General features: G+C 65.7%; 12 protein-coding genes. 7 read left to right on the plus strand and 5 right to left on the minus strand.

Annotation, left to right across the window (positions count from 1 at the left end; all coding sequences use genetic code 11):
• The coding region (locus tag AAGI46_04770; GenBank protein ID MEM1011517.1) for an aminoacyl--tRNA ligase-related protein at nt 1-926 on the minus strand (926 nt) is incomplete at its 3' end.
• A gap of 78 nt (nt 927-1,004) precedes the next feature.
• On the opposite strand from AAGI46_04770, the gene AAGI46_04775 reads away from it, so the two are divergent.
• Genes AAGI46_04775 through AAGI46_04790 form a run of 4 tightly spaced genes read left to right on the plus strand, consistent with a single transcriptional unit; the run spans nt 1,005 to nt 4,387 of the window.
• Nucleotides 1,005-1,709 carry a hypothetical protein gene (locus AAGI46_04775; protein ID MEM1011518.1) on the plus strand — a complete coding sequence of 235 codons (705 nt, stop codon included), beginning with the start codon at nt 1,005-1,007 and terminating at the stop codon, nt 1,707-1,709.
• Entirely contained in the window at nt 1,706-2,275 is a 570-nt protein-coding gene (locus AAGI46_04780; GenBank protein MEM1011519.1) for a LemA family protein, read from the plus strand. The genes AAGI46_04775 and AAGI46_04780 overlap by 4 nt, the downstream gene beginning before the upstream one ends.
• Before the next feature lie 52 nt (nt 2,276-2,327).
• Entirely contained in the window at nt 2,328-3,977 is a 1,650-nt protein-coding gene (locus AAGI46_04785; protein MEM1011520.1) for an ATPase, T2SS/T4P/T4SS family, read from the plus strand.
• A gap of 32 nt (nt 3,978-4,009) precedes the next feature.
• Nucleotides 4,010-4,387, plus strand: a complete 378-nt coding sequence (locus tag AAGI46_04790) for an STAS domain-containing protein (protein ID MEM1011521.1) — start codon at nt 4,010-4,012, stop codon at nt 4,385-4,387.
• Here AAGI46_04790 and AAGI46_04795 read toward each other — a convergent pair whose 3' ends face one another.
• Nucleotides 4,388-5,320, minus strand: coding sequence for a lactate dehydrogenase (locus AAGI46_04795; GenBank protein ID MEM1011522.1), 933 nt, complete (start codon nt 5,318-5,320; stop codon nt 4,388-4,390).
• 119 nt (nt 5,321-5,439) lie between these two features.
• On the opposite strand from AAGI46_04795, the gene AAGI46_04800 reads away from it, so the two are divergent.
• Nucleotides 5,440-6,141, plus strand: coding sequence for an alpha/beta hydrolase (locus tag AAGI46_04800; protein MEM1011523.1), 702 nt, complete (start codon nt 5,440-5,442; stop codon nt 6,139-6,141).
• A gap of 9 nt (nt 6,142-6,150) precedes the next feature.
• Nucleotides 6,151-6,651 (plus strand): YajQ family cyclic di-GMP-binding protein, encoded by a 501-nt coding sequence (locus AAGI46_04805; GenBank protein MEM1011524.1) that lies wholly within the window; start codon nt 6,151-6,153, stop codon nt 6,649-6,651.
• Between the two features lie 3 nt (nt 6,652-6,654).
• On the opposite strand, the gene AAGI46_04810 is transcribed toward AAGI46_04805, so the two are convergent.
• Complete coding sequence (locus AAGI46_04810; protein ID MEM1011525.1) at nt 6,655-8,610, minus strand: hypothetical protein; 1,956 nt, start codon at nt 8,608-8,610, stop codon at nt 6,655-6,657.
• A gap of 65 nt (nt 8,611-8,675) precedes the next feature.
• Here AAGI46_04810 and rfaE2 point away from each other — a divergent pair, with 65 nt between their 5' ends.
• Nucleotides 8,676-10,163 carry a D-glycero-beta-D-manno-heptose 1-phosphate adenylyltransferase gene (gene rfaE2, locus AAGI46_04815; protein ID MEM1011526.1) on the plus strand — a complete coding sequence of 496 codons (1,488 nt, stop codon included), beginning with the start codon at nt 8,676-8,678 and terminating at the stop codon, nt 10,161-10,163.
• 36 nt (nt 10,164-10,199) lie between these two features.
• Here rfaE2 and AAGI46_04820 read toward each other — a convergent pair whose 3' ends face one another.
• Both AAGI46_04820 and AAGI46_04825 read right to left on the minus strand, forming a co-directional pair.
• Entirely contained in the window at nt 10,200-10,865 is a 666-nt protein-coding gene (locus AAGI46_04820) for a hypothetical protein (protein ID MEM1011527.1), read from the minus strand.
• Nucleotides 10,866-10,869: 4 nt separating this feature from the next.
• Complete coding sequence (locus AAGI46_04825; GenBank protein MEM1011528.1) at nt 10,870-11,757, minus strand: hypothetical protein; 888 nt, start codon at nt 11,755-11,757, stop codon at nt 10,870-10,872.
• Nucleotides 11,758-11,818: the final 61 nt, after the last annotated feature.

Raw genomic sequence — 11,818 nt, forward strand, 5'->3', positions numbered from 1 at the left:
AGGACTTCCTCGCTGTAGCCGAGCATCTTCGCGTGCCATTCGCGGCTCTCCTGCTCGTCGGCCCGGCAGACGACGACCTGCTCGCACTTGTCGAACTGATGCACGCGGTACAGACCCGCCGTGTCTTTGCCGTAGGTGCCGGCCTCGCGTCGGAAGCAGGTGCTGACGGTCGTGTACTTCAGCGGCAGGTCTTCCTCACGCAACGTCTGGTTCATGTGCAGACCCGTCAGTCCGACCTCGCCGGTGCCGACGAGGTGCATGCCGTCCGACTCAACGGTGTAAACGGAGTCGCGGCCTGCCGGGAAGAAGCCGGTTCCAACTAGTGCCTCCTCACGTACCAGCACCGGCACGACCGCCGGCGTGAAGCCGTGGCCTTCCATCAGGTCGAGCGAAAACTGCAGCACCGCCCGGTGCAGCTTCGCACCCAGCCCCGTCAGCACGTAGCTCCGGCTCCCCGCCAGTCGCACGCCCGCCTCGAAGTCGGCCAGGCCGAGGTCTTTGCAGAGGGCGATGTGGTCCTTGGGCTCGAAATCGAACGTCGTCGGCTCGCCCTGGGTGCGGAGGACGACGTTCTCCGTGTCGTCCTTCCCGCGGGGCACATCGTCGTCGGGCGGCAGCGGAATCAGCAGGGCCGCTTCACTCATCTCGGCCGCGGCTGCTTTCATGTGCTCGTCAGCCACTTTGACGCTGGCCTTGAGCTCGCCGAGCTTTGCGACTGCCGCGGCCTTCTCGTCGGCGGGCAGACTGCCGATCGACTTGCCGGCGGCGTTCTGCTCCGCCTTGAGCCGGTCGTGTTCCTGCTGCGCCTCGACGCGTCGCTTGTCGGCATCGAGTGCTCGATCGACGGCAAAGGGGTCCGCGTTCTTCAGCCGGGCACCTTCGCGGTAGCGGTCCGGATCCTCGCGCAGCGCCTTCAGGTCGATCATCGGCGGCGACTGTAGCGGTGCCAGTGCTCAAAACAGCACCTTGACGCCGGCGACGCTGCTGCGAAGGTGCCTCTCGACGTGGAACCGTTCTGTCTCATCGTTCCCTTCGGGTTCGTGATGATTGCGATGTTTCTGTACGCGCTTGTCCGTGGACAGCAACGGCAAAAGGAGTTACGGCAACTCGCCAAGCGATGGCATTTGCAGTTCTTCCCGCAGCACGTCGCAGGAGAACAACGCGGCTTTCTTGCCAACCTCTTCGGCGGTCGGACGCCCGCCGGCCCGTACGGGCACATCGATGACTTTCGAGTTGGCAGCAGTCGAAAGGCGTCCAACACGCTTCGCGGAACCGTCGCCGGCCGAGACCTGTGGGCGGGCGACTGGAAATACGAGACCGGCAGCGGCAAGAGCCGCAGGACCCACCGCTTCAGCTACGTTCTGCTCAGTCTGCCGATGCCTTCGCCCGAGGTGCGCGTGCGGACAGAGAACTTTTTCGACACCATCTCGCAGTCCATCGGCTTCAACGATCTCGACTTCGAATCGGTCGCGTTCAGCGACGCGTACCACGTCTCGGCCGAAGATGACCGCTTCGCCTACGCCCTCTTCCATCCGCCGATGATCGAACTGTTCTTGCGGCGACGCCCAGACACCGCCCGGTTTGGCGACGGCTACCTGCTGCTCCGCGGCACCGGCTGGAGTGCGGGCGACCTCGATCACCACATGCGATTGGCAGGCGACATCCTCGACACCTGGCCACGCCATCTGCTCGCCGGAGGCAGGGCATGAATGGTGGTGGAGCGTTCGTCTGTCTCGCGGTCCCGTTCGCGCTGCTGATCTTCGGCGGCATCTGGTGGATTGCGGTCCACAACCGGCTCGTTCGGCTCCAGCAACACGTCTACGAGACCTGGGCCGACATCGACGTGGAGCTCAAGCGACGCCACGATCTCGTGCCGAACCTCGTCGCCACTGTCAAGGGCTACGCCGCCCACGAACGCGACATCCTCGGGCGCGTCGTCACAGCTCGCAACGCAGCTTTGCAAGAGGCACGACCAGAACGGCTCGGATTAGAAGAGACCAAGCTCCAGCGCGGCCTGTCGCGGCTCTTCGCTGTCGCCGAGGGGTATCCGCAGCTCAAGGCAGACCGCAACTTCCTGGAATTGCAGCACGAGTTGGCCCTGACGGAAGACCGACTCGCCGCAGCCCGTCGGTTCTACAACGCGAACGTCCGCGAGCTCAACGCCACAGCCCAGAGTTTCCCGGCCAGCCTCGTCGCCGGCACTCGGTTCCGCCCGGCCGAGTATTTCGAGATCGCCGACGACGCCGAACGCGTCGCCCCGCGGATCGGGCTCTGACCCGCGTTGCGATGCCGCATTGAGTGCCCGCATCCGTTAGACTCTCGTTGGCATGGCGACGGTTACGTATCAGAAGAAGGGCAAGGATCAGCAGCTCGACGTCGGCGAGCAGGCGGTCACGATCGGCAGGCAGCTGGGCAACATCCTTCAGATCGAGGACTCCAAGATCAGCCGATTCCACGCGGTGATCGAATACCGCCGCGGCATTCTCGGCGTGCGCGACCTCGGCAGCCGCAACGGCACACTCGTCAACGACGAGCCGATCAACGCCAAGGGCAAGCGCCTCAAGACCGGCGACGTTGTCACCGTCGGCAACACCCGGCTCACCGTCGCCAAGGCCGACCCACCCAAGACCAACGGCAAGCCGCTCGAAGAGGCAGAGGTCAGCCGCAACGGTGCGTCTGCGGAAGACACGTCGAAGAAGCTGGCCAAGCTCGTTAGTGAGCTGCCCGATCGCAAGGTCAAACCGGCCGATCTCGTCCTGCTAAACACGCGCGGCAAGGTCGCCTTCAAACGCCAAAAGGACGACGACGGTGACGGCCCGCCGGCGGAGGCTCTGACACTGCTGCGACTCACGCTGCTCGTCTGCTTCCGCACCGGTGCCAGCGATGTCCACCTCGAACCGACAGCCGACGGCTGGGTGCTCCGCGTGCGTGTCGACGGTCAGATGACCGAATTGGCGCACCTTGCCAAGCCCACCGGCACCAAGCTGTCGGCCCTCATCAAGGTGCTGGGCGACATCGACATCGCCAAGAGCAAGGAAGTCCAAGAAGGCAGCTTCGCCTGTCGTGTGCCGGACCGCCGCGTCGACTATCGACTCTCCTTCACGCCTGGCCTGTACGGGCAGAAGCTGGTCATCCGCGTCCTCGACGCCGCCAACGCCCCGCAGTATCTCTGGGACCTCGGCCTGGGTGACGACGAGTTCGAGTTGCTCGACCGCACCACGCGCCGCAGCGAAGGCATGCTCCTCGTTTGTGGCCCGACGGGTAGCGGTAAGTCGTCCACGCTGTACAGCGTGCTCCGCTCGATCGACTCGAAAGAGCGCAACGTCGTCACGATCGAAGACCCGGTCGAGATCCGTCTCGACGGCATCACGCAGCAACCCGTCAACGAGGCCCAGGGCAACACGTTCGCCGCCCTGCTTCGCAGCGTGCTCCGGCAGGATCCCGACGTCGTGCTCGTCGGCGAGATTCGCGACAACGAGACGGCCGTCGCTGCGAGCCAGGCGGCGATGACGGGTCACTTGGTCCTCTCGACCGTCCACAGCCGCGACAGCGTCGGTGCCGTCTTCCGGCTGATCGATCTCGGCTGTGAGCCCTTCCAGATCGCCAGCGGCCTGTCTGCCGTGGTCGCCCAGCGACTTGTCCGCCGCCTCTGCCCGCACTGCCGGACCGCTCGCGCAATGACCAATGCCGAGAAGGCGATGGTCGGAGACGTCGGACTCGAAACCAACGACGCCAAGCTCTACGACGCCAAGGGCTGTGCCAAGTGCCTCGGCACCGGCTTCCTGGGTCGCAAGGCCGTCTTCGAGGTGCTGCGTGTCACCGAGAAAGTCCGCGACGGCATCCTCAGCGGGGCCAACGCGTCCGAGCTCTACGCCACGCTCCGCGGCACCGGCTACCGGCGTTTGCGCGAGGTTGCGCTCGAGCTGGCGTTAGCGGGTGAAACCACGTTCGAAGAGGCCGACAAGCTCGGGACGTAGCTCGTAGTACCCGCGACCTACCGTTGCTTTGCATGGCGCAGTCCGAGGAGACGAGCAACGCCGACCTGATTCAGAGTGTCGAGGTCGGCGATGACCACGTCCGCGTTGCCATCGCCGGTGAGATCGACCTTCGCAACTCGCCACTGCTTCGGAACAAGCTGCTCGAACTGACGCGGCAGCACCATCCGGCCCGGTTCGAGCTCGACCTGCACGACGTGCCGTACATGGACAGCAGCGCGCTCGCGGTTCTGGTAGAGCTGCTCAAGGAGATGCGACAGAAGGTCAACGGCGACAAGCAGGCGGCGCGGGTCGCACTCGTCGAGCTTCAGCCGCGCGTACGAGGCCTGCTGCACATCGCGCGTCTCGACGCAATCTTCGACATGGAGACGGCTGACGACGGTGCCGATTGATCAGGCCGTGACGTCGTCGATGACGCCGCGGACGACCCTAGCGCTGTGCCGAAGGGCCTCAGCCTCGTTGTTGTCGAGGTTGGGCTCCAAGACCTTGATCACACCGCGCCGGCCGATGATGCACGGCAGGCTCAAACACACGTCGCGAATGCCGTACGGCCCGTCGACCAGCGTGCTCACCGGCAACACTTCGTGCGTGTCCTGCGTCACTGCGCGGACGATCATGCTCGCACATGCGGCGATCGCGTAGTCCGTGTAGCCCTTGCTCTGGAAGACGTCGTAGCCCGCTTGGCGGGCTCGTTCGAAACGGTCGCGAATCTCCCCCTCTTCGTACGGCAGCTTCATGCCCGCGACGGTGGCTTGGCTGAGCGCGGGCACCATCGAGTCGCCGTGCTCGCCAAGGATGTACGCTCGCACGTCCAGCGGGTGCCCGCCGACCAATTGGGCGAGCAGCTCGCGAAACCGCCCGGTATCGATGAGCGTGCCCGATCCGATGACGCGGCGCGGCGAAAGCTTGGCCTGCCGAATGGCGACATAGGTCATCACGTCGACCGGATTCGTGAGGATCAAAAACACCGCATCAGGCGACCCGTCCGCCAGCTGTGGCATGATCTGCTTGAACAACTTGACGTTCTCGCCCGCCAGGCTCATTCGGTTCAATGGCTTGTCATCGTGCACCGGGTCGGGCGGCGGGATCGAGTTGGTCACGATGATCAGGTCGCTCCCCGCGGCATCGTCGATGGTGCCACTGCGAATCTTCGCCGGCCTTGGGTTCAAAAAGACGCTGGCGTGCTGCAGATCGCGTGCGTGGCCGAGTGCGACCTTCTCCGGATCGCGACTCACCAAAACAACCTCGTCGGCCAGCCCACGCGTCACCAACGCAAAGGCGGTCGCGGTGCCCGTCCTGCCGATGCCGGTGATGCTGATCTTCATGGGCGACGCACGCTACGGACCACAGGACTGAAATCGAGGCACCATCTCGGAACTCCGACCGGCCCGCCTGCTGCTCCTACACAAGCAGCACGGCGACTCTCGATCGCTACCGTTCGCTGGTGTCTGATCCCTCGAAACTCGTGCTGATTCCAGGGCTCGGCGCCGACGCCGGGCTGTTTCGGCCTCAGCGGGAGTTCTTCGGAAACCGGCTCGTCGTGCCGCCGTGGATTGAGGCGGAGCCGGAGGAGTCGCTGTCGAGCTACGCCCGCCGGCTCGGCCGGACACTCGACCTGCCGAGGCCTTTCTGGATCGGCGGCATCAGCTTCGGCGGGATGATGGCAGCCGAGATCGCCGAGGAGCGACCCGACGACATCGCCGGGCTCGTCCTCATTGGTGCCTGCACCGATCGCCGCCAGATCACGTTGCCCTTCCGACTCGCCGCCAAGCTCGGCCCGAGGCTTCCACGGGGCATCGTTCGCGGCATGCTCAACCGCGTCGTGCCCACCCTCTTCGCCGCTGCCGAGGGCGTCTCAAACGACCCGCTGGCCACAAGCGTGCTCGACGAGGTGGCTTACCGCACTGACGTGTCACAGCTCACGTGGGGCGCGCGTGCCATTGCGAACTGGACCGGCGGAGCCGAACCGAAGGTGCCAACGTTCCGAGCCCACGGCCGATCCGACGCCGTCATTCCGATGCGCGAGTCCGACTTCCGCCCCGGCGCCGACCTCGTCATCGAAGGCGGCCGGCATCTCATCCACCTCACGCACCACGAGATCGTCAACCGCTGGATCGCCTCGAAGCTCGATGCGCCCGACGTCTAACCTGCTGGCATGGCAGACAAGTTCAGCTTCGACATCGTGTCCGAAATCGACTGGCAGGAAGTCAGCAACGCCGTCGATCAGGCCCAGCGCGAGGTCACGACGCGATACGACTTCAAAGGCACCAGCGCCGGCATCGAGTACGACAAGCGCGAGGAGCCGATGACCCTCACCGCCGACAATGAGGGCCAGCTCGAGGCCGTTCGTCGCGTGCTCATCGAAAAGCTCATCAAACGGAACGTCGAGCCGAAGGTCATGGATCCGCAGACGCCCGAAAAGGCCTCGGCCGGGACGATGCGTCAGGAGGTCAAGTGGAAGTGCGGCATCGATCGCGACACCGCCAAGAAGATCACGAAGCAGATCAAGAACCTGAAGCTCAAGGTCCAGCCGACAGTGCAGGGCGAAGTTGTCCGTGTGAGCGGCAACAAGAAGGACGACCTGCAAGGCGTCATCGCAGACCTGAAGCAGAACGGGCCCGAGGACGTCCCGCTGCAGTTCATCAACTTCCGGTAGACGTCACTCGCCGCCCGACTGCTCCGCGGCGCGGGCGGCCTGGCGTTCGAGCGTCTTGAAGTACTCACGAACAGCTTCCTGAGCGGCACGCGGGATGCGCTGGCTGTCGACGTCGTCGGTGACGTCACGCTGGGCCGCCTCGATGATCTGCCGGAGCGAGGCAGAGCTTTCGCCGATGAGCGCGTCGCCTTCGATGAGCGTGCTGGCGATGATCCGGCCGTCCTCGTCGTTGAAGCTTTGGCTCTGCTCCTGCTTGAGGCTGAAGGGCGCGGGAGCGATCGGAAGGTTGCCGCCGCGACCCTGGCCACGACCGCCGGCACCCTGGCCGGAGCCTTCGCCCTGGCCGCCCTGATTGCCCCACTGGCCGGAGCCCTGACTGCCGTTCTGGCCCTGCTGACCCTGGCCGCCCTGTTGCCCTTGCTGTCCCTGGCCTTGGCCCTGCCCCTGACCTTGGCCGGCGCCTTGTCCTTGCCCCTGACCCTGGCCTTGTCCCTGGCTGGCACCTTGGGCCTGTTGAAGCTGCTGGGCCTGCTGCTGGACGGCCTGCATCTGGGCGAGCGACTGCTGCATCTGCTGGGCCGACTGCTGCATGCCCTGGCCTGACTGCCCGCCGCCCTGCTGGCCTTGCTGTCCCTGCTGTCCGGCCTGAGCCTGCTGGCCCATCGCCTGGGCGAGCTGCTGGGCCATCTGCCCCATCTGCTGCGCCTGCACCTGCGCCCCGGCCTGCTGTTGCATCTGTTGCATCATCTGCTGCATCTGCTGGGCCTGCTGTTGGCTCGGACCCTGGCCATTGTTCATTTGCTGCATGGCCTGCTGGGCCATCTGCTGTAGCTGCTGCTGTGACTGCTGGTTGCCCTGGGCGGCCTGTTTCATCAGCTGCGCTGCCTGCTGGGCTTGCTGCTGATCCATGCCAGCCTGCTGGAGCTGCTGTTGCATCTGCTGCTGCGCCTGCGGATCGGTCGCCATGTTCTGCAGTGCCTGGGCCATCTGCTCCATCTGCTCGGCGGCCTTCTCCTTCTCGCCCTGCGTCATCTGGTCGAAGTTCTCAACCGCCTCTTCCAGCTGCTTCATCGCCTCTTCGAAGTCCGCCTCTTGCAGTGCGCGGTGTGCGTCGGCGACAGCGCCCTTGTCGTCGGGCGACGGACCCTCAGCCTGTCGGAACGCGCGTGCCTGTTCCTTGGCGCGCGCGAACTCCTCGCCACGCTCGATCTGCTTCTTGAGCGCGTCGGCCATGGCCTCTTGGGCTTCCTTGGCCGTCTTGCGGGCGCGAGTGGGATCGCTGCGGATGAGCTGCCGCGCTTCGTCTAACTGCTCGCGGGCGAGGCGAAACTCTTCGCGCTCGGCGACCTCCGGCGGAAGGAGTTCGATCGCCTTGGCCTGGGCCTCGATCGTCGCCTCGGCCTCGGCACGGTCTTCGGCGGCAGCGTCTTCGCGATCCTGCTGCTCGGCGATCTCGGCCTCGGCAGACGCGATCGGCTCGACCAGCCAGACCGTCAGTCCGACCACACCCGCCCACGCCGCCACGCCCGCGTACGTCGGCGGCCAGGCGAGCGGAAACTTCTTCCGCAGGTTGGCCGACTGCGCTGCACGCGACGCGTCTGCGACGGCCAAGCGGCTGAAGGGATCGTCGCGGCCGACGCGCTCGAGGGCGGTGCTGAACCGCTCGTGCGTGCCCAGCCGCTCGTCGATCGCCACAGCGGCATCGTGATCGCTCGGCCGACCACGCCACGCGAGAACGAGCGCGACCACCGCCGCCACGCCCGCACCGCCGCCGATCCACGCCCATGGCCCACCCGGCAGAGGTGTCGCCGTCAGTCGCAGCACGACGGCCGTAATCCAAGCCACCGCGCCCAGCACGACCAGCGCCACTGCGAACCGTCGGATGAAGCCCTGAACCACCATCTTCCGCCGTACGGAGTGGATGTGACTTTCGACGGCAGGAAGGGGTTGCTGTGCCATGGGTGCCTCCTGACCATACAGGATCTACCGGGCCACAAGTTGCGTGCTGGCAGATAGAGTCTTTCGTGCCGACCGGCCTTCTCGATATCGTCAACCGGCTCACAGGACTTCGGGCCACCGTCGTCGGCGACTTCATGCTCGACCGCTACCTCTACGGCACGGCCGACCGGCTCTCGCCGGAGGCACCGGTGCCCGTGCTGCACTTCAAACGCGAAGAGATGCGGCTCGGCGGCGCAGGACACGTCGCGGCCGACCTGGCGACGCTCGGCCTGTCCGTCGACGTCATCGGCGTCGCTGGCAACGACGACTTCGGCCGGCAGATGCGCGAAACGCTGCAGCAGCAAGCCATCGACACCACCGGACTCGTCACCGCCAGCGATCGGCCGACGACCAGCAAGGTCCGCCTCGTCGGCATGGCCCAGCACCGCACGCCGCAGCAGATGATCCGCCTCGACTATGAGGACGCGGGTGACGTCGACGAGGCCGCGTGCAAACTCGTCGACGACGCGCTGGCCGGCGTGCTGGATCGCGGGACGGATGTCGTCTGCATCGAGGACTATGCCAAAGGCGTCTGCTGCGAGCCGGTGGTGCGCGAGACGATCCGTCGATGCCTCGAGGCCGGCGTGCCGGTGCTGGTCGACCCGCCCAAGCTCGAAGACCTCAGCAAGTACCGTGGGGCGACCTGCATCAAGCTCAATCGCCGTGAGGCTCAGGCGTCGACCGGGCTCGACTGCGAAACCGCCGCCGGCGTCGAGCAGGCTGCGGGCCAGCTTCTCGAACAGCTCGATCTGCAGTGCGTCGTCATCACGATCGACAAGGACGGCGCCTTCCTCGCCACGCGCGAAGGCGAGCACCGCCTGTTGGAAACCCGTGCTCGCAGCGTGGCCGATGTGACAGGTGCGGGCGACATGTTCCTGGCCATGCTCGCCGCCGCACGCGCAGCCGGAGCCGGCTGGAGCGACGCGACTGCGCTCGCCAACGTCGCCAGCGGCCTGGAGGTCGAACGATTCGGCGCTCAGCCCGTCCGACCAGAAGAGATCGTCAGCGAGCTCGTCCACGACCTTCAGCACGACAAGGGCAAGGTCCGCGACGCCGACGAGTTGAAGACCGAACTCGATCGCCACCGCGCCGCGGGGCGACGCATCGTCTTCACCAACGGCTGCTTCGACCTCGTCCACCTCGGCCACGTCGAGTATTTCCGATTCGCCAAAGCCCAGGGCGATGTGTTGGTGGTCGGCGTCAACACCGACGAGAGCATCCGTCGACTCAAAGGCGACAAACGGCCGATCGTCAGCCTGAGCGATCGCCTCGGCGTGCTGTCCGAGCTTGAGAGCATCGACTACCTCGTCACGTTTGCCGACGACACGCCGCTGTCACTCATCGAAGCGATCGGCCCGGACGTGCTGGTCAAAGGTGCCGACTACAAGAAAGAGGAAGTCGTCGGCTGGGAAATCGTCGAGGGCCGCGGCGGGCGTATCGCGCTGGCGCCACTCATCGAAGGTCGCAGCACGAGCACGGTGATTCGGAAGATCATCGACGCCTATGCCGACTGAATCGGCTCTCGCATCACGGCACGGACGTTCCAACATTCACCCGACGAACGCCCGTCGGACGATGACGAACAGCTCGACGTAGGCGTTTCCCCACGCGCCATCGCGGAAGAACTGCTCTGCGCTTCCCGGCTGCCCGATGAACGGACGGAGCACCCATGCCGCCTGAATCCCGACAAAGGCATAGATGCCGAGCCACGTCCGACGCAGGCTGCGATGCACCGGTCGATCGGCCTCAAGCGGGCGGTAGTAGCGGCGCAGTAAAAACTGCCCGGCCACGCTCGCCGCGCCGAAGCACGCGGCGTTGACGAGGATCGCCGCCTCGTAGTCATCGAACGACGCGTACCAGAACAGCGTGATCGGCGCAAGCGAGAGCAAGAACAACGTCACGCCCGCCTGCGTCGCCAGCAACGCGCGGAGCACGGCGCGAAAGTCACTCGAAACCCCGGCCAACACATTCAGCACGAAAAAACTCGGCAACGCAACGGCAAACGTCGCCAGCAGCAGAATCGGAACCTTGACCGACGAGTAGACGAGCTGCAGGTAGCGGGCGTCCCACAGTCCGCTAAACGTCCCCATGACAAGGCCGTAGCCGAGCCCGAAGATGGTACCGACCACAAGCGCGGTGCGGCCGTCGACGGCGGGCGTCGGCGACGCGAGGAGTCGTCGGAGCGACGCGTCGAGCTTGGTCGCCGTTGCCTGCATGGCGTCAGGAGGTCGGCACGCCGATCAACTCGCCGATGATCTGCACGATCCGCTCGAAGAAGTTGCCACCGCGCTCGCGGAACCACACGAACTCGCCCGGCCCGTAGCCGCCGACGAAGGGCCTGAGCACCCAGCTCATCTGCGCCCCGACCAACGCGAAGATGACTACCCACACGCGGAAGATCAGCCGGACCGTCGCGTCCGTCGGCCCGGACTGCAGGCGATCGAGCGCGCCGGGTTCTCGCCTGGACCGTTGCGTCAGCCCGTGCTTCGCGGCGTAGGCGTCCATCTGCTCCTGCGTGTCGAGCGGCTCTGACTCCTCGGGCGTTGACGAAGCCGGTGGCGGAGGTGGCGAGGGTTGGGGCGGCGGTGGGGGTGGTGGGGAAGCCGGCTTGATCGGCTCGACGAGGCGGCGGAGCGTTTGGAGGAGAAAGCCCAGCCCCAGGATGCCGCTGATCGTGAAGACGGCGACGTTGAGCAGCAGAATGAACGGGTAGCTGGTCGTCGTGAAGTTGAAGAACGCCACGATCGTCCCGAAGCCTGCCAGCACCGCCAGCATCACGCCGATCGCCGCCATGATCAGCCGGATCATGTTCACGAGGCTCAATCGACTGCCGACCAGGGCGTTGAAGACGTACAGCGACGGAAACGTCACCGCGAGCGTCAGCAGGAACAAGGCCGGAACCTTGAACGCGCTGCTGACGATCTGCAGCCACGCCCCGTCGCCCGAGACGACGTTGAAGCACCCCATGCACGCGCCGTAAAACGCGCCCAATAGCAGCACGCCGACGAGCATCGCCCGGCTACTGACTTCGAGCTTGCCGGTGGTGATGACCTCGGCGCGCGTGGCCTGGCCGCGAAGGACGCTGTCGAGTTGTCGGAAGATCCCCATGCGTGAGGCGACTATCCCAGTCGCCACGCGGAGTTGCAACACGTGGCGTCCGGCAGCGAGC

The sequence above is a fragment of the Planctomycetota bacterium genome (genome assembly GCA_038746835.1).
In the GTDB taxonomy this organism is placed as follows: domain Bacteria; phylum Planctomycetota; class Phycisphaerae; order Tepidisphaerales; family Tepidisphaeraceae; genus JBCDKH01.